This window comes from Mucilaginibacter sp. GW821-FHT07H05 (assembly GCF_059418485.1).
In genome coordinates, this window is sequence record NZ_JBWKPY010000006.1 from 112,477 (window position 1) to 131,859 (window position 19,383).

The following is a 19,383-nucleotide window of genomic DNA, read 5'->3' on the forward strand; positions in this document are numbered from 1 at the left end:
CGGGGTTTTGATGCGGTATACCTTATATTTTTGGCTTTGCACAGCTCAAAAAAACCACCGGTATGATACTTAAAAACAAAAGGTCAGGGAAAAATAGCAACACCTATGTGCTTGGTTTTCAGGATATCGACAGGTCTATGCTGATGCTTGCAGGCGGTAAGGGGGCTAACCTGGGCGAGCTATCCCGGATCAAGGGGATCCGTGTGCCGGAAGGTTTTTGCATTACTACCGAAGCATATAAAAGAATAACCGAAAACAACCCGGAGTTTAACAGCTTGCTTAATGAATTAGCGCGTTTGAAGGCAGAAGAACGGGAGAATATCAGCCAGATCAGCGCAAAAATCCGTATGGTCATCGAAAGCGCACCCATCGCTGAGGATCTGGCAGAAGAGATCGTGGGGTATCTCACCAGGTTTGGTGAAAAAGATGCTTTTGCTGTGCGGTCAAGCGCTACGGCGGAAGACCTGCCGACGGCCTCCTTCGCAGGCCAGCAGGATACATATTTGAACGTTATCGGGAAGGAGGCCATCCTAAAGCATATCAGCAGGTGCTGGGCATCGCTATTTACCGACAGGGCGGTAATCTACCGTCTTCAAAACGGTTTCGATCACCGTAAGGTCCAACTGGCTGTGGTTGTTCAGCAAATGGTATTCCCGCAGGCGGCAGGAATTTTGTTTACTGCCGATCCTGTAACTGGTAACAGGAAAACGTTATCTATTGATGCGAGCTTCGGGCTTGGCGAGGCCATGGTTTCCGGCCGGGTAAATCCCGACAACTATAAAGTGCGCGACGGCGGGATTATCAATAAGCAAATACCCATCAAAGAACGGGTTATTGTTGCTTTAAAGGACGGCGGTACCGAAGAACAGGAGGTTGAGTCTGAAATGCAGAATAAACAGGCGCTGACGGATGAGCAGATTTTGCAACTTGCCCTTATTGGCAGAGAGATAGAAGAATATTTTGACTGCCCGCAGGACATTGAATGGTGTTGGGCCGGCGATACATTTTATATTGTCCAGAGCCGGCCAATTACTACTTTGTTCCCTATCCCTGAAGCGGATGACCATGAAAATCATGTTTATGTATCTGTCGGTCATCAACAAATGATGACCGACCCCATGAAACCTTTGGGATTGTCTGTTTGGCTTTTAACCACCCGGGCACCCATGCGTACTGCCGGTGGAAGATTATTTATTGATATTACAGCTATGCTGGCTTCACCTGCCGGCAGAGAAACTTTACTAAACGTCACTTTAGGAAAGTCCGACCCGCTCATAAAAGACGCACTTACAACTATCATAGAGCGGGAAGATTTTATTAAATTGTTACCGGATGATAAAAAAGAATCCGGCCCGGGTGAAAACAATAAACCTGCGTCGCCTGCCAATTATCAAACACTAAACGATTACGATCCATCAATCGTTGCTGATTTGATCAGGAATAGTCAAACATCAATAGAAGCGTTAAAACAGAATATCCAAACCAAATCAGGCCCGGATCTGTTTGATTTTATCCTGGAAGATCTTCAGCAATTAAAGAAGGTCGCATTTGACCCGCAAAGTTTTGGTGTGCTGATGACGGGTATAAATGCTTCATTCTGGATCAATGAAAAAATGAACGAATGGCTGGGTGAGAAAAACGCTGCAGACATTCTTTCTCAATCCGTACCTAACAATATTACTTCGGAAATGGGTTTGGCGCTGTTGAATGTCGCTGATGTGATTCGCCCTTACCCGGACGTAATCGATTATTTGCAACACGTAAAAAATGATAACTTTTTGAGTGGACTTGTTCAATTTGAAGGTGGACAGGAAACCCGGGACGCTATCAATGATTATCTCGATAAATACGGGATGCGGTGTGCCGGTGAGATAGATATTACCAGAACCCGCTGGAGTGAAAAACCATTAACGCTTGTTCCCGTGATTCTGAGCAACATCAAAAACTTTGAGCCTAATGAAGGCAACCGGAAATTTGAACAGGGGCGACAGGAAGCTTTGAAAAAGGAACAGGAGTTACTGGATAGATTGAAGCAATTGCCGGATGGCGAACAAAAAGCCAAAGAAACAAAACGGATGATCAGCCTGCTCCGAAACTTCGCCGGTTATCGTGAGTACCCTAAATACGGGTTTATTAGTCGCTACTTCGTTTATAAGCAGGCTTTACTGAAAGAAGCTGAACAGCTGGTACAGGCCAATATTATTCATGAAAAAGAAGATATTTACTACCTCAGTTTTGAAGAACTTAGCGAAATGGTTTGCACACATAAACCGCATCACCCAATCATCAGCAAACGAAAAGAGGAGTACAAATTATATGAAAAACTAACGCCCCCGCGTGTTATCACGTCTGATGGCGAGATTATTACGGGAAAATATAAACGGGAAGATCTCCCTGCCGGGTCTATTGCGGGAATGGCAGTATCGTCCGGAGTTATAGAAGGACGGGCACGTGTTATTTTAAACATGGAAGATGCGGAGATAGAAGACGGAGATATATTGGTTACCACCTTTACCGACCCCAGCTGGACAGCATTGTTTGTTTCCATAAAAGGCCTGGTTACCGAAGTTGGCGGACTGATGACCCATGGAGCAGTTATTGCGCGTGAATATGGCTTACCGGCAGTGGTTGGTGTGGAGTATGCCACCAAACTGATCAAAGACGGACAGCGCATCCGGGTGAACGGTACGGACGGGTATATAGAAATACTGTAGCAAGCTGAAGAAAGTACAGCGCCATCTTATTTTCGGCGATCAAAATAGTCGGCAAGTGAATACATTTGCTTGTTTAGTTCGCTCATTTTATCCAGCAACGGTTTATAAGGCTCATAGTTTACATTGAAAATGCCCTTATTGGCATCAATATTTGATGGTTCGGCCCCTTTTTGCTGCGGATCGTTGTCCTGATATTTAAACCAGTGCCAGCCAACACAGGTTTTGGATTCGATGAGGCCCAGTACAAAGTTTTGATAAAACAGCCCCCGGTCGGCCTGGGTTTTCACTAAAAAGCCGGCCCCCGATGTATTTGCCAAACCGGCGTCTTCGCCTTTAACATACCATTCGGTTGCCATAAACGGCCTCCCGCTCCACTTTTCCCAGTTTTGCATATCTTCCAATTTTGGAGTCCAGTAGTTATAGTAATTAATGGATATCACATCCACATAATTACCGGCGCTTTTTATCACTTCCGGAAAAAAGCGCTGTGTGGCATAAAAGCGACAACCGATATACATGTGGTTAGGGTCGTATTTTTTAATGGCAGCGCTTACGGTTTTGAAATAGGTATCACATACGTATTTCAAAAAATCTTTTTTATTGGCATCCGTAAGTTTGGCGGAATCTGCATGGTTTTCCTCTAACCAGCGCTTAGCCGCCTGATAACCCGGTTCGGTATGGGGCAGGGCCAGATAGCCAGCCAGGTTGGTGCGCGCAAGCGGCATTTCATTATCAGAGAAATAGCCCATCAGGTTTTTATCATCCTTGTAATTGGTCAGTTCCCTGGCCCGTTCCTCGCAATAGGTTGCAAAGCCGGGGTCAAACACAAAAATAACATTGTTTAAATAACCCTGGTGCCCGGGCAGGCGGTGCGTGCCTCCCCGTTGCTGCCCATAACCACTCATAAAATTAATGATGATATTATAAGCCAGGGGATGTGCCGCGTTCTTGTTGGCGCTTCGGATAGCTGTGATATCGCTCCACGCAGCTGCGCCATTAAACCCGTTGTCGGTTAGCAGTTCCAGGGTTTTGGCTGCCCAGGTCTCTGTATTCCCGAACTTGCTTTTCAGTGCCGCTTTATTCTGTTCGCTGCCGCCCGGGGTTACGCTGCTTACGGCATTATGCAAAAATAAATTCCCTTCGGGGTCTACCACCCACCAGCGGCCTTTAATTTTTTGTACGTGGTAAAAACCGGTTTTGCTGCCTTGCCTGTCCAGCCTTCCTCCGTACAGGTCAGTTTCAATATGAACCGGTTTATAGTTGGTTAGCTGAGCGATATTTCGGGTTCGGTAATCAACCGGCGCACCAAAGCTGCTGTTTGGTTTAGAACTGTTCAGCGTTTTACGGGCAGATACAGTAAGGCTATAATCAAGGCTATCGGTATTTGCCGTGCTTTTTACATCGCCGCTTTGGCTAAAAGCTGAGATGGTTGAATAGAGAATAAATGAAGGTATAAAAAAAGCTATTTTTTTAATGCTCATCATATTTCGTCTTAAAAATTTCATGTCGTTGGTTCCCTGTTGTAAAGATACTGGTTAAACCGATTCCCCCGCGTGTTATCGGCGCCAAATTTAAACCGGCTGAAGATATGAGGCCACTACGCCAAAAGAATATGCAGCTGAATTATACACCGGTATAGGGTACACGATGGTTCGGTTTTAATTAAATTTTGGTTAGCAGGGTAGGCGGTAATATCTGCTATTGCTGTTCGGCTTTCTTTTTGGCAAACTCAAATGTGGTAGCGTCAATATGGCCATCCTGTATCAGGGTAACCAGGTGATCGCTATAATAGATCTTTTTAAGCTTAGCCAGGTCTTCGTAAATAATGGTGGCAAGCGCCTCCAGTTTTTCGGCAGGGAATACCGCTTTGCCGGTCTCGATCTTGCTTAGTTTTGCCCTTTCCATGTTTAAATGTTTGGCAAAAGCTTCCTGGGTAAATTGAAAGGAAAGGCGCTGGTTTTTAAGATACGACCCGAAGTTTAATTGTGGTTCCGTATCGTGTTCCTTAACGGCAGGCTGAACGGGCAAGCTATTGTTCATATCGCGCATGCTTGCAAACAACAGGCTAAACTTTTCAGACATTTGCCCAAAAAATGCTTTATTGGTACTGTAAGTAGTTTTGCCTTTTTCTGTTCTGGTTTGTAATATGCCCAGGTTTTTAAGTTGGGCAATATGTTTATGAACTAATTCGGGTTTAAACAGCGGGCTTTCAAAGTGGTTTTTTGAGGCCGCGTTATGCTGTTCAACTATGGTGCGTATAATAAAGATCCTTACGGGCAATCCAAACGCCAGGGCAAATTTAGACAAGGCGACATCATCGTCGTTATAACTGATCGGAGCTTTATTCACGTAGAAGGTATAATAAGCCGCAAACATAAGCGGTCTGTATTTCCTTTGAGTAATGCTAAGGTTAACAGTGTGTTACTTTATTGTTATAGCGATGGGATCCCCGGACTGTTGTTCACAAAATCTAAAAATTGCGCTAAGGACGCGGTATAGCTGTCCCAGTTTTTCCAATTAATTTCATAAAGGGATTTTTTGCCCTCGAACGATACACTGATCAAACCGGCTTCCTGCAATTCTTTTAAATGATGCGATACGGTGGCCTGGGCAAGCGGCAGCACCTCCACAATTTCGCCGCAGGTATATTTAGGATGGGCGGTCAGGATCCGCATAATGGTGATGCGGGCAGGGTGAGACATTGCCTTTGCCATTTGGGAAATGTGCTGATCGCCCTGTGTAAATTCTTCCTTTTTGTGATTTGCCATTTTTATTAACAGATATCCAAAGGTAATATCTATCATCTACGATATACAATAATCGTCTCTTTTACAGCGCTAACTTCATTAAATCTTCATTTTTTGACTGTGAACAATATATTAAATCTATTATCTAAGATATTCGATTTGATAATCCTGGGTTAACATATGCTTAATAAGTGGCGGGTACTTTTGACCTGTTGTTAAATCATATGATAAAGAAACTTACTCCCCTTATCCTATTACTGGCATTAATTTTTAATTGCACGGTTATACAGGCCCAAACTCCCGGAAAGATCTCTGGCAAAATAACTGATAAAAAAAGCGGCGAAACATTGATAGGCGCTACCATACTGATTGACGGTACTAATAAAGGATCGGCTGCCAATATTGATGGATTGTATATTATTAACGCCGTACCTCCCGGCAAATACACTTTAACTGTAAAATACATTGGCTACAATACCAAGCAGATCAGCGAAGTTGAAGTTAAAGCCGGTGCAGTAACCACCCTTAATGTGGTTTTGGATGCCAGCACCAGCAAAACCCTGGATGTGGTAGTAGTGAAAGGTACCTACCGCCAGGAATCGGTAAATTCATTATACGCGGCACAAAAAAATAATGCGGGCATTACCGATGGTATCACATCCGAAACCATTAAACGCTCGCCCGATAGAAACACCTCGGATGTTTTAAAGCGTGTAAGCGGCGCTACCATACAGGAAAACAAATTTGTGGTAGTACGCGGCCTGGGCGACAGGTATAATACCGCGTCGCTTGATGGATCTACCCTGCCCAGTACCGAGCCTAACCGTAAGGCTTTCTCGTTCGATATCGTACCGGCAAACCTGATCGATAACCTGGTGATCAGCAAAACGGCAACGCCAAACCTGCCCGGCGATTTTGCCGGCGGCGCCATCCAGATCGTCACTAAAGATATCCCCGATAATAACTTTTTAACCGTGAGCGCCGGTTTAGGCTATAATACCAACACCACATTTAAGGATTTTAAAAGTGGCTACCGCAATATTTCCGATTACTTCGGTTTTGACGACGGATCGCGCAAGCTGCCTTCAAACTTTCCATCAAACGCCGCTATAAACTCCGGGTCGCTTAGCGCGCAAAGGCAAACCGCAGCTTTAGCTTCGCTTAACCCTAATTTTAAGATCTATAACTGCAGTGCCTTTGCGAACCAAAACTACCAGATCAGTTTAGGTAGGGTGAAGGATATCGGTAAAAATGGTAACCGTTTTGGCGCAATTGTGGCCTTAACCTATCGTAACAGTTTCCAAACTACGCCAAACGTTGGCATTCAGTATTTTGTATATAATTTTAACGATAATAAATACAAGTTCTCGACCAATATTGGTGCCCTGGCCAATTTTGCCTATACCTACGGTAAAAATAAGATCACCTTTAAAAACATCTACAACAGGGTGTTTGATGACCAGTTTCTGTCGCGTACCGGTACTACCGACCAAACCGGTAACCCGGATAACCATTTTACCGCTTTCGATTTGATCCAGAAGAGCTTGCTAAAATCAACCGTACAGGGCGATCATGGTTTTGCCAACAATTCAAAATTTACCTGGATTGCCAGCTACAGCAATGTGGGGAACAATCAGCCCGATCAGCGTAAAACCAACTATGCCTTAATTAACGGCGTTTACCTGGCCGATGTGGACGCGGTGGGTAAACAAAACGCCCGCTACTTTGCCAACCTGAACGAGAATACTTACTCGGGCCAGTTAGATTATAGCCTGCCGGTAAATTTGTTTAAAAGCAAAGCTATCTTAAAAGCAGGCGTGTCATCGCAATACCGCGACAGGGTGTTTGATGCCCGTTTCATCGGTGCCGATCTGAATGTCGGCCCTTCATCACCTGTAGATGCCGATGCTATTAAAAGATTACCGTTAAGCCAGATTTTTAGCCGCAGCATTATTAACCAGGGCGTGTACGGCCTGCAGGATATCGCCACACCATCTGACCCATACACCGCCAACACGTTAGTTAATGCCGCTTATGCCATGCTGGATAATAAGTTTGGCAGCAAATTCAGGTTGGTTTGGGGCCTGCGTGTAGAAAAATTTGACCTGAAGCTAAACGACAAATCGCCTACCACAGGCGAAGTAAAGCTGGACGACCTTGACTTTTTGCCATCAGCTAACTTAACGTATGCCGTTACGCCTAAGGCCAACTTAAGGTTCTCGTTCTCGCGTACTATTGGCCGCCCCGAGTTAAGGGAGCTTGCCCCGTTTGGTTATTATGATTTTGAGCTGCTGGCAACAGTATCGGGTAACCCGCTGCTGATCACATCGCACATTAACAACTTCGATTTGCGCTACGAGTTTTACCCGGCTGCCGGTCAGATCATCTCGGTATCGGGATTTTACAAACATTTCCAGGACCCGATTGAGACCGGTGTGTACGACGTAAACTCTACGCCCGACTACCGTTACTTTAACTCGAAAAAAGCGACCAATTACGGCGTTGAATTTGAGATCCGCAAAACGCTTGATTTTATATCACCTCAGCTAAAAAATACCACCTTTTATACCAACGTAGCGCTCATTAAATCTGAAACTACCGATAGCCGTTTCAGCGCTTCCGAAAATGCCAACAAACGATCGATGGTAGGGCAGGCCCCATACGTAATCAATACCGGCTTGCTGCAAACCGCTTTTGATAATAAGCTAAGCATTAACGCATTGTACAACCGCGTAGGCGAAAGGATTTTTAAAGCCAGGGGCAGCCAGTTCCCGGCCGTATACGAGAAGCCGCGCGATGTAATAGACGTGCAATTGGGCTACCGGGTATTTAAAGGCAAAGGAGAATTTAAGCTAAGCGGCAACGATTTGCTTAACCAGCAAAGCTATTTCTTTTACAAGGGCGATACCGAGGTTTATAAGATCAACAGCGGCAAATCACGCGGCGAAGTGATTAATCGTTTTAAAACAGGCGTAAACTACACGCTGGCCTACACTCACAATTTTTAAAAACCATTTATAAAGAATTAAAAAAAGTAAGAATTATTAAAAAACAGACCATGAAAAAAAACGCACTTTTATTATTACTGCTTGCTGTATTCCTATTTTCGGCATGTAGTAAAAACAGTCCCGACGACGAGGTTATCATTCCCGGAAATGTAGTAGCCGTTAGCGGTGACATATCGGCCAGTACCACCTGGACAGCCGACAAAATATATTATTTAACAGGCTTTGTGTATGTAACCAACGGTGCTACTTTAACTATTGAACCAGGTACGATCATTAAAGGCGATAAATCAACCAAAGGTACCCTGGTTATCACCCGCGGTTCAAAGATCAGCGCTATTGGTACGGCTGATAAACCTATTGTATTTACATCAAACGTAGCAGCAGGCGGCCGTTCAAGCGGCGATTGGGGCGGCATTATCCTGTTGGGTAAAGCGCCTATTAACCCTACAGGCGGTGTAGCTACTATTGAAGGTGGATTAACCCCAACCGGTGGCGGCGCTGTTGATAAATACATCCAGTACGGTGGTACTGATGCAGCCGATAACTCTGGTACATTAAAATATGTACGTATTGAGTATGCCGGTATTCCGTTTTCACCGGATAACGAGATCAATGGTTTAACCATGGGTGGCGTAGGTTCGGGCACTACTTTAGATTATATTGAAGTTTACCGTTCGGGCGATGACTCTTATGAGTGGTTTGGCGGTACCGTTACGGCTAAGCACTTATTATCTATAGGCGCTACCGATGATGATTTTGATACCGACTTTGGTTTCTCGGGTAAAGTACAGTTTGGCCTGGCACAGCGTGCACAGGTTGTAGCCGACTTCTCGGGCTCAAACGGTTTCGAATCGGATAATGATGCTACCGGTTCAAACAATACGCCGCAAACCGGCGCCGTGTTCTCTAACATGACAATTGTTGGTCCGTTGCTGACCGTTGCAAACGGAACCAATGCGACTCCTTCAGGTATCAATGCTAACTTTCAGCATGCCGCGCAGATCCGTCGTAACTCGGCTATCAGCGTTGCCAACTCGCTGTTAACTAACTATACCGAAGGTGTTTATATTGATGACGGAACTGTTGCTACAGCAGGCGCTACTTCAACCAACTACACTGCCGGACGTATTGTGTTTACCGATAACATCCTGTACAACACCAACAACAAAAGCAACGAAGTTAAAGGACAAAACAAAACCTTGTTTGAAGTTGCTATCCGCGCAGCAAACACTTTTGATGCTACCAAATCGGTACTTGATCTGTTAACCGATCCATTGAAATACGGTCTTGACTTTAAAGCAACCGGTAACGCTAACGCTGGCAAACCCGACTTTACTGTAAAAGCCGGTTCGGCAGCAGCTGCAGGCGCGGTATTTACCAACGCTAAATTAACCGACGCGTTTTTTGATAAAGTGGCTTACCGTGGCGCTTTCGGCACTACCGATTGGTCATCAGGCTGGGCTTCATACGATCCTCAAAACCTACCTTATACTACTCCGGGCGCTGTTAAATAAGCGTTTAGAGCTATACAAGATAAAAGGCCCGCCGGTTTACCGGCGGGCCTTTTTGTGTGTGGGGGTGTGGGCCTGCCTGTTCGCGATTGCTTCGTACCTCGCAATGACGCGATTATAAAGATGCAATCAACTGGTCGAAGTTTAGCGCAGCGTAACTTCGACCTAAAATGTTTTAAGCTTCCAGCTTCTGTCAGCAAATAGTCTCTGCTTGCCGATGATTGCTTCGTACCTCGCAATGACGCGGTAGTGAGGCATTGCAACAACGTTCGGCCGAAGGCCGATTAAAAGAGGGCAGGCCTGTCAAAAAAGCGGGCCCGCGTTGGCGGGAATGTCCGGGCAACCGCCTCCGGCGAGAAGTTGCAACGGCAGGGAGCGGGGAAGCATTTTTTTGACTTGGGTTTTTGGATACTTTTGGGCCCAAGCCAAAAGTAACTTGGCCCCTGCGGCTAAGAGCAGACTAACGTTAATTTACAGCACAAGCGCATAATTGTGTTACCCGCTCTGCTGACTACGAGATTGCCACGCTACGCTCGCAATGACAAAAGTGACGAAACCCCTCCCTTCTAACACACAGTCCACCGCACCCCTCCCAGGGGAGGGAACTGGATTGTTGCTCTGCCGGTTCGCGATTGCTTCGTACTTGGCAATGACAAAATGGATAAACCCCTCCCCGCCACTACACCGTCTATCGCACCCCTCCCCGTGGGAGGGAACTGGATTGTGGCAGCATTTTAGAAAGGGCAGGGTGAGGATCCTAATAAACGTGCTCTATAATTTTACCATCTTTTTAGCGCCGTTATAAGTTACAGCTTTATCAGCAGCGGTTATTTCTAAACCGGTGCCATGGTTTGGCTTAACCAGTACGATATTAAATGTTCGTTTCCTGATCATACCCGGGAAACTGCCCTGCTGATCATTAATGGTCAATGTCCGGTCTTTGTCGTTCCAAACAAAATCTATGGTAGCATATAGGCCCTTTTCATAATTGTAACTGTCGTTTTGGTCTTCATACAAAGTAAAAGTACCATTGGCGCCGGGATAAACGCGGACGGTTAAGTTATCCCATTTTTTCTCGGCCGCGTATTGCACTTTAGGCCCCCATGGGATGATAGATCCCGCTTGTACATAAAGCGGCAATATGTCTATCGGCGTTGCCCTTTCTATGCTTTTACCGCCATCGGTAATTTCCCCTGTCCAGAAATCGTACCATTGGGTACCTGCGGGCAGGTAAACACTTTGGCTTTTAATTCCCTTGTCGGTCACCGGCATTACCAGGAATGATTTGCCAAACAAAAATTCCGTATTGTTTTCATAGCCTTGTTTATCCTGTCCAAATCCGGCATATAAAGACCGGATAATAGAACCCGAATTGTGCGTAACATTCCAGGCCGTTGCGTAGGTATAAGGCAGCAAGTGGTAACGCAGGTTAATAAATTTTTCCAATACGTCAAATATTTTGTCGCCGCGCTTACCAAACTGGTAAATTTCCCTTGGGATATCCGTACCGTGCGACCGCATCATGGGGTAAAGGCAGCAAACTGTGTCCAGCGCGTATACAATTCCTGAAACTCGGGGTTATTGATGCCGCCGCCTTTGTTGAAGTGACCAGCAAAGAAACCGCCGATATCAGCGTTCCAGTACGGCAACCCGGTCATTGAAAAGTTAAGTGCATTAGGGATCTGCCTTTTGAAAGTAGGCCAGTCCGACCGGACGTCGCCGCTCCAGGTATTGGCGCTATACCGCTGCTGCCCGGCAAATGCCGAACGGGTAAGCAGGATAACCCGTTTATCTTCCGAAGTTTGGCGCTGGTGTTCATAAACACCTTTAGTATGTTGCAGTGGGAACGCGTTATGCACACTGCGGTAAGTACCTAAATAGGTAGGCTGGTCAAAATCTTTTTCCTGGAGATTGATATGGTCAGGCTCTGTCGAATCCAGCCACCAGGCATCTGGCCCTAATGCGAAAATTCCTTTGTTAAGGTAACCCCAGTAAATATCCCGGGCAACCGGATTATATACATCATAAGGTTTGGTATTGGCTTTTGGGGGCCAGGTATCAAAATTAATCAGCATATTTTTTTGCTTAAACTCCTGGTATTGTTTGGTTTTAGGGGCAAAACCAGGCCAGGCTACAATAAACAGGTGCGCGTTAAGGCTGTGGATGCTGTCGATCATTGCTTTAGGCCTTGGGTAAATAACCGGGGCAAAGCTCATGGCGTTCCAGTTACTGTCGGGGCCCCAGTATTGCCAGTCCTGCACTATGCCATCCAGCGGCACCTTAAGGGCACGATATTTTTTCACTACGTCCAGTAACTCAAATTGTGTTTTGTACCGCTCGCGCGATTGGCTGAAGCCGTATACCCACAGCGGCATCATGGGGGCCTGACCGGTTAAATCGCGCATCTGAGATACTACGCCATCGGCACCCGGGCCATACATCAGGTAATAGTCGGCACAGTTGCCTACTTCCGAGTCGAACGAGGTTTCCTGTACATTATCGGTAAAGGTAGTAGGGGCATAATTATCCCAATAAACACCATATCCTTTTACCGACTGGAAGAAGGGGATACAAACCCGGGTGTTTTCGTTGCGGAGATATACTTTTTGCCCGCGTTGGTTCAGTCTGCCATTTGGTTGTTGCCCAATCCCGTAAATCACCTCGTCCTTATCCAATAAATAGGCCTGCCTAACGTTAAAGGTAGCATTCCCTGCATCTTTTATGGGTGTAAACTGCGTACCGTAATCTTTCTCGGTAAACAAAGGCGCCCCGCTAAGGGTAGCAAAACTTACGCTGCCTGTTTTTAAGTTAAGCTTTACCAGCACCGAACTGCTTTTTAAAGTAACAACCCCATTTTGTTCGCTTACATCCAGACCGGTTTCCTGCGGCTTTTTAATCACCGAAAGGCTCTCCTTTTTCAATATAGTTCCTTCAGGTTGTTTTAGTACACGTACAATCTGGGGCGAATAAAACTGCACCTCGATATCCATAGATTGGATATTGGCCTTTACTCCCGTCCCGGTACGCTGGTACGATTGGGCAAGTGAGTTACTGATAAACGTTACGGGAAAGATCAGCAAGAGCAATAATTGTCTTTTCATAATTGACGGTTGGTATAATTAAGATGAACTTACGGTATAATTGGTTTAACTATTTAAGGCTTAGCAAGCCGGGTGTAATAAATGTATTAAATACATTTATTACACGAACGTAAATAATCAATATGACAATTACAAGCAAATCGGGATAAAAAAACAATCGATTGCTTTTATCTGATATGAGGGAGGTCACGCAATACATACGCACAAAAGAGGACCGGCGTTGCGGCTCTGCCTGCCGATGGTTGCTTCGTAGCTACCCATGTCGTATTTTTTTTAGTTTTCCGACAGCAAAGGAGCTTCCGGGCGAAAACGGGCAGAACAATGGTGGCTTGTGCTGTAGGAGGGCATTAGCGTTTTGCAGAAGCGAGGGTAAGTGGGTGCGACAGCGGGGCAAATAAGCGTAGCCGTGGTTCTGCCCGTTTGCAGGGCAAAGGCCACGTGCGGCAAAGGAAGCATTTTTGCTGTCTTGAATTTTTGTTACTTTTTTTTCAAGAAAAAAGTAAATAGGCCCCTGCGGCCTTTGAGCAGACGGGCTTTCATAACGCACGCTTACTTGCCTATGGGATTGCCACGCTATCGCTCGCAATGACAATCTTTTTAACGTCATTTCACCTTCAAGGCCCCACCGGGATTTGATAACGCGCAATGACGTTGTGGTAACCAAAACCAATGTTCCCCGGTAATTCGTGTCGTGTTTTTGGAGCTGCTTGTCGCTTTATACCCGGCAATGGTCTACTTCATTTTTTTATGCCTGTTTCAACCTCTTTATTTGAATAGTGGCCCGTTGCATTGCAACAGGTATGCAATATGAATTACTCCCTAAAATTTAGATAAAATGAAAAAAACCTCGTTATTACTGATCTTGCTATTCCCTGTTGCCTTGCCCTTGCTGGCGCAGGACGCGAAATTACCCAACGTACAAACCGGCACCGGTGTTGTATCGCCGGCCGTTAAGGTAGACGGTAACCTGAAAGAATGGAACGATAGTTTCCAGGCCTATAATAAACAAACCAAGCTTTTTTATTCCGTCAGTAATGATGATCAGTTGCTGTACCTGGTAGTAAAATCAACTGATATGCAAAACAGCAATAAGATAGCTGCCGGTGGGATCTCCTTTATCCTGAACACCGATGGGAAAAAGAAAGCTAAAGACGCGGTTAGCTTTACCTATCCCGTAATTGTAAGGGCCGCCCGCCCGGATGGCGAGCGCGGTGCAGAGCGTGGTAGTTTTGGCGGCGGAGGTTTCGGTGGTGGAGAGCGCGGCGGCTTTGGCGGCCGTAATGCAGCCCCGGATTCGGCAACCCTTGCTGCAAGGCATAAACAAACCATCGATGCGGCTAAAGAGATTAAGGTACTGGGCTTTAAGGATATTGCCGATTCGCTGCTATCTGTTTATAACGAGTACGGCATTAAATCAGCCATTGGCTATGATGCAAAAGGCAATTACACCTATGAACTGGCTATCCCGTTAAAGCTGCTGAATCTTACCCCGGGCGATAATAAAGAGATCGCTTATGCCATTAAAGTAAACGGTATAACCATGCCGGCCTTTATGCAGCGTAATGATGGTGGCGGCAATGCGGGCTTTGGCGGCGGTGGCGCAGGCGGCGGCGGCGGTTTCGGGGGTGATGGCGGTCGCGGTGGCCAGGGTGGCGGAAACGCGCCTGGGGGTATGGGCGGCCCGGGTGGGCCCGGCGCCGCTGACATGTTTTCGCCAACAGATGTTTGGGGCAAGTATATCTTAGCTAAAAAGTAAGCAGCTACATTTGAGTCAGATATTAGGCCGGCATGGCACGGTACGGCCCTGCTTTCGCACAAAAAAGCCTTCAGATTTCCGTCTGAAGGCTTTTTTGCATACTGGTTATCCTGCTTATTTCACCAGAATATTATCAATACCGTGGATAACACCTTTCGGATCTTTCATATCAAAAGCCAAAAAGTGGGCCGGGGTTATGTTGTTACCGGTAATCAGCAGTTTATTATCCTTAGTGTGGGTGAGTTTTAAAGGTTGGCCTAACAGGTTGGTCAGTGTAGTTTTGCCTTTGCCCAAGTCCAGCTTTTTGCTGATCTCTGCTGTGGTAAATTTACCTTTAACAATATGCGCTTTCAGGAAAGCCGCCATTTTAGCCGGGTCGCCGGTTAAGCTATCCAGTTTGGTTGACCCCATCTCCCTGAATAATAAATTATCAGGCGCAAATACGGTATAGGTACCTAAGGCTGCCAGGGTAGCATCCATATTGGCCGAACGTACCATGCTGGCAAACTTGTAATAATCAGATTCGTCGCCGATGCTGCTTAATGCTTTACTTTGGGCATAACTACGCGAATTTAAACCAGCCGACGCCGTAGCCAGCAGTAATAAAATGAAGAGTTTTTTCATAGGTGTTAGAACAATAATATGGCTTTAAAGATAGGGATTATCCTTTCAAGCCTTGCTGACTTACACGTATGTAGCAGAACATTTACAGTAAAATAAAAGCCTTTAGACAGGAATGATCTAAAGGCTTTTATCTTGATGGCTGTTTTTTAATTAAGATGGATACTGCCGATACCTTTCTCTAAAGCGGTATCCTGTACGCCCGGGATTGCCGAGCCTTCTACCCTGAATACGGTGATATCGGTTAAGCCAATGAAGCCCAATACGGCCCTTAAATAAGGCTCAATAAACTCCATCTCTTTCATTGGCCCATCCGAATAGATCCCGCCGGAGGCTAAGGCGACATAAACCTTTTTACCTTTAATCAATCCTTCGCGGCCGGTTGCATCATATTTAAAAGTACGGCCTACCCTAACAATATGATCTATCCAGGCTTTTAATGCCGATGGGATGCCGAAATTATAAAGCGGTGCGCCAATCACCAGGATATCCGCATCTTCTATTTCATTAATCGCATTTTCCGAATGCTCAATGGCCGCTATATTTTCAGGCGTCCTGTTTTCGGCAGGCGTAAAAAACGAGGTGAGCTGGGCTTCTTCCAAATGCGGAAAATGGTTGGTTGCCAGGTTACGTTCGGTCACGGTACTTCCGGGGTAAGCGGCCTGTATCTTTTCAATAATCGCGTTTCCTAATTTAATGCTCAGGGAGGCACCGCCCCTCGGGCTCGAAATAATATGCAGTATGTTTTTCATTTTATTTGATTTTATACGGCCAAATCTATTTACATTTGGTTATTAAATATTAGTAGTATACAAAAGGTTAGTGCTAACCTTTTGTATACTACTCTGTAAATCAATTTATTATGAACAATGCAGACAGGCCGTCTTCCGGCGAGTGCAGCAGCCGCCTAACAGCAATTGGTGACGCCCTTTATGTAATTGGCGGTAAATGGAAGTTGCGGGTTATCCTGTCCTTAAGTGAAGGCAATAAACGTTTTAACGAGATCCAGCGCACCATAGATGGCATATCCGCGCGGGTATTATCAAGCGAGTTAAAAGAGTTGGAGCTTAACGGTTTTATAACCCGGGTTGTGCATGCCACCACACCCGTAGTGGTTGAATATCAAATTACGCCTTACGCGGATACCTTACGCGATGTGCTGCTCTCCTTATCAGAGTGGGGGGCTATGCATCGTGATAAGTTGAGGAAAGAGAGATAGTTTACAGCCGGGTCTGAATTTGAATGTTAAACGCGGTTCCCCTGCGTATAAAATAACTTATCCGCATTTGTAATTAAGAATGCCGACCTTTGCAAAAGTTTACGATAACAAATATGCCAGCAGCCCCCAAACAAGCACCTGTAGAAAAAGATAGCTTACATCCGCGCAACTCGCACCGTAAAGGGTACGATTTTAAGTTGCTGATAAAAGGCACGCCCGAATTACAGCGCTTTGTGAAGATGAACGATTACGATACCGAGTCGATCAACTTTAGCGACCCGGCGGCGGTAATGGCGCTGAACAAGGCTTTGCTTAAACAATACTATGGGGTAAACGACTGGGCTATCCCCGAGGGATACCTTTGCCCGCCCATCCCCGGCCGGGCCGATTACCTGCATTATGCCGCCGATCTGTTAGCCGAAGTGAACGGCGGTACTGTGCCAAGGGGCAAAAAGATAAATGTGTTGGATATAGGGATGGGGGCTAATTGCGTATATCCCTTAATTGGCAGCAGTGTATATGGCTGGCGCTTCATTGGGACCGATATTGATCCGCTGGCTATCCGGTCGGCAAAGGATATTTTAGAGCATAACCGCAGTTTCCAGGATAAAATTATGCTGCGCCTGCAAACCAATAAGGCCAATATTTTTAAGGGCATTATTAAATCGGGCGAGGGTTTTGATATCACTATTTGCAACCCGCCATTCCACGCATCGTTGCAGGAGGCGCAAAACTCAACAGCCAGCAAGTGGAAAAAATTAGGTTTGGATACACCTGCTACCGTACTAAATTTCGGCGGGCAAAAAACCGAATTATGGTGCCATGGCGGTGAAGCTGGCTTTGTGCGCCGCATGGTGGAGCAAAGCGCCCTGGCAGGCAAGCAATGTCTGTGGTTCAGCACCCTGATATCTAAAAAAGAAACGTTACCGGTTATCCAAAGGGCCCTAAAGGCGGTTAATGCTTTAGATGTAAGGACCATTAACATGGTTCACGGACAAAAAACCAGCCGCATAGTAGCTTGGACTTTTTTAGATGAAGCCGAAAAAGCCCAATGGAAAAAAGAGTTTTGGGAAGGTTTGTAGATGTGCAGGTGTGCATATAGGAGAATTTAACCACAAAGTTCACAAAGATGGGAAGCACAAAGGGCACAAGGCCTTTGTGTCTAAATAAAAAAAACTTTGTGGCCTTTGTGTTAATCAACGTGCTGTTTCTTTGTGAACTTTGTGGTTAAATCACCACTATCACAAAAATACTTATTTACCCATAGGCCGAACCTACATCACCATCTTCACCTTGATCTGTCCCTTTGATAAAGTACGGACGATCAGCTTTTCGCTGGTTGGGAAAATAGCCTGGATATCCAAATCTTTTATGCTCACATCCGACCGGATATTGTTGCCGTAATCGCGGCTTAACTCCTTTTGCAAACGGGTTTTGCTATCGGCCAAAAACTTAGTAAAGTTATAGGTAGCTTTCTGGCGGATCATATCTGTGATCCTTCCGTTAAACATCCATTTGGCCGCTTTCAACATCCAGGCTTTGGTTTGCAGGTCAAAGCTCATGTCAGGGAAAGATAACTCGTGCGTTGCCGGGTTATAGGTGGGTGTGCCTACCAGGTAAATGGTACCGGTGTTTGATCCTTTAAAATCAACCTGCATCACTATTTGTTTGCCCGATCCATAAATTCTGGTATTATCTACAATGAAAGTTTTGCCGGCAACTTCGGCCTTTTGGCCCGCTACCTGCTGGTTTACCATGCTGGTTAAGTGATCGTAATTTTCCAGCAGGTCCAGGTAAATATTAAAGCCGTTTGCCGGGGTGTAGGTAGTTAAATTAGGCAGGGGCTTAACCGGCTCGGCGGTGCTTACCGTGGTTACAATTGGCCGGGCCGATAATCCCACCGAAAAGTTTAATAAAGAGCCGTTTAAGTTAAAACTACTTAGCCGTACCGATTGCGGGTTGATGGACAGGTAACCCATATCGCCTACCTTGTATTCGCTCGCCAGGTTTTTCCATAGCTGTTCTACCATCGGCCTCACATTGTAGGCGGCAATTTTAACATCAACCTGTTTGCCCAGGTCGTTTAACGGCGCGGTAATGTATTGAATCAGCCGGTCGGTTACATCAATATTGCCCATCATTACGTTGCACCTGTCAATAGGATTAGGAGCAGGGAATAATATGGTTTTGGAGCTTAGGCGGTAATCGGGCAGTACGTTAATGGTAGACCGGTAGGCTATCTCCATCCGGCGCAGTGGTTCGCCCACGCCACATTGGGCAGATAAGACGGGCACCAGGCATTGTGGCCCTCTGCCAAGGATATCCGAACATTTGGCGCAGTAGGATGCGGTAAAGCCATAGCTGCCCATAAATTTCAGGTTTACCACATTATTGCTGCCAGTAATAGTAAAGGGCGAACGGGTAAAAGTATAGGCATAACGCAAACCCTGGCAAGGCTGCTGGTTATCAGAATATTTATTGGGTACCGAATTTTCGGCCTGGGTAAAATAATTTTTCAGGTCCACGGTAATAGGCACTTCCACGTTGGATATGGGCTGGATCAGTTTGGGGATATCGGCATCAACTGTAGCCGGGGCCAGTGGCTTAAGCGTTGAACAGGAATTGCATATAAACGACAGTATAACAACCGCAAGTAATGGTACAAGTTTAAGTTTCATTGTTCAAGAAAATTGTGACAGGCCCGGT

At 45.8% G+C, this 19,383-nt stretch carries 13 protein-coding genes and 1 pseudogene; 6 read left to right on the plus strand and 8 right to left on the minus strand.

Features of this window, described 5'->3' with window-relative positions:
• Positions 1-62: 62 nt before the first annotated feature.
• The gene (gene ppsA, locus AC07M6_RS16945; RefSeq protein ID WP_494891429.1) at positions 63-2,714 is read left to right on the plus strand and encodes a phosphoenolpyruvate synthase; all 2,652 of its coding nucleotides are present in this window, start codon (positions 63-65) and stop codon (positions 2,712-2,714) included.
• Positions 2,715-2,740: 26 nt separating this feature from the next.
• Here the strand turns inward: ppsA and AC07M6_RS16950 are convergent, their stop codons facing one another.
• The 3 genes from AC07M6_RS16950 to AC07M6_RS16960 all read right to left on the minus strand — a co-directional run bounded on the left by AC07M6_RS16950 (position 2,741) and on the right by AC07M6_RS16960 (position 5,482).
• The gene (locus tag AC07M6_RS16950) at positions 2,741-4,219 is read right to left on the minus strand and encodes a hypothetical protein (RefSeq protein ID WP_494891431.1); all 1,479 of its coding nucleotides are present in this window, start codon (positions 4,217-4,219) and stop codon (positions 2,741-2,743) included.
• Between the two features lie 193 nt (positions 4,220-4,412).
• Entirely contained in the window at positions 4,413-5,063 is a 651-nt protein-coding gene (locus tag AC07M6_RS16955) for a helix-turn-helix domain-containing protein (RefSeq protein WP_494891433.1), read from the minus strand.
• An 83-nt stretch (positions 5,064-5,146) separates the two neighbouring features.
• On the minus strand, positions 5,147-5,482 hold the full coding sequence (locus AC07M6_RS16960) for an ArsR/SmtB family transcription factor (RefSeq protein ID WP_494891435.1): 336 nt from the start codon (positions 5,480-5,482) through the stop codon (positions 5,147-5,149).
• A 203-nt stretch (positions 5,483-5,685) separates the two neighbouring features.
• On the opposite strand from AC07M6_RS16960, the gene AC07M6_RS16965 reads away from it, so the two are divergent.
• Entirely contained in the window at positions 5,686-8,469 is a 2,784-nt protein-coding gene (locus AC07M6_RS16965) for a TonB-dependent receptor (protein WP_494891437.1), read from the plus strand.
• A gap of 50 nt (positions 8,470-8,519) precedes the next feature.
• Positions 8,520-9,983, plus strand: coding sequence for a beta-helix domain-containing protein (locus tag AC07M6_RS16970; RefSeq protein ID WP_494891439.1), 1,464 nt, complete (start codon positions 8,520-8,522; stop codon positions 9,981-9,983).
• Between the two features lie 768 nt (positions 9,984-10,751).
• Here AC07M6_RS16970 and AC07M6_RS16975 read toward each other — a convergent pair.
• The gene (locus tag AC07M6_RS16975; protein ID WP_494891967.1) at positions 10,752-11,072 is read right to left on the minus strand and encodes a DUF5110 domain-containing protein; all 321 of its coding nucleotides are present in this window, start codon (positions 11,070-11,072) and stop codon (positions 10,752-10,754) included.
• Positions 11,073-11,146: 74 nt separating this feature from the next.
• Positions 11,147-13,081, minus strand: a pseudogene (locus AC07M6_RS16980) (TIM-barrel domain-containing protein); the annotation flags it as partial.
• Positions 13,082-13,916: 835 nt separating this feature from the next.
• Here AC07M6_RS16980 and AC07M6_RS16985 point away from each other — a divergent pair.
• Positions 13,917-14,837 carry a hypothetical protein gene (locus tag AC07M6_RS16985; protein ID WP_494891441.1) on the plus strand — a complete coding sequence of 307 codons (921 nt, stop codon included), beginning with the start codon at positions 13,917-13,919 and terminating at the stop codon, positions 14,835-14,837.
• A gap of 114 nt (positions 14,838-14,951) precedes the next feature.
• Here AC07M6_RS16985 and AC07M6_RS16990 read toward each other — a convergent pair whose 3' ends face one another.
• Complete coding sequence (locus tag AC07M6_RS16990; RefSeq protein WP_494891443.1) at positions 14,952-15,461, minus strand: fasciclin domain-containing protein; 510 nt, start codon at positions 15,459-15,461, stop codon at positions 14,952-14,954.
• 146 nt (positions 15,462-15,607) lie between these two features.
• Positions 15,608-16,210, minus strand: coding sequence for an FMN-dependent NADH-azoreductase (locus AC07M6_RS16995; protein ID WP_494891445.1), 603 nt, complete (start codon positions 16,208-16,210; stop codon positions 15,608-15,610).
• A 110-nt stretch (positions 16,211-16,320) separates the two neighbouring features.
• On the opposite strand from AC07M6_RS16995, the gene AC07M6_RS17000 reads away from it, so the two are divergent.
• Positions 16,321-16,677 carry a winged helix-turn-helix transcriptional regulator gene (locus tag AC07M6_RS17000; RefSeq protein ID WP_494891447.1) on the plus strand — a complete coding sequence of 119 codons (357 nt, stop codon included), beginning with the start codon at positions 16,321-16,323 and terminating at the stop codon, positions 16,675-16,677.
• A 113-nt stretch (positions 16,678-16,790) separates the two neighbouring features.
• Positions 16,791-17,759, plus strand: coding sequence for a 23S rRNA (adenine(1618)-N(6))-methyltransferase RlmF (gene rlmF / locus AC07M6_RS17005; RefSeq protein WP_494891449.1), 969 nt, complete (start codon positions 16,791-16,793; stop codon positions 17,757-17,759).
• Positions 17,760-17,951: 192 nt separating this feature from the next.
• On the opposite strand, the gene AC07M6_RS17010 is transcribed toward rlmF, so the two are convergent.
• Entirely contained in the window at positions 17,952-19,355 is a 1,404-nt protein-coding gene (locus AC07M6_RS17010; RefSeq protein ID WP_494891451.1) for a DUF4403 family protein, read from the minus strand.
• Positions 19,356-19,383: the final 28 nt, after the last annotated feature.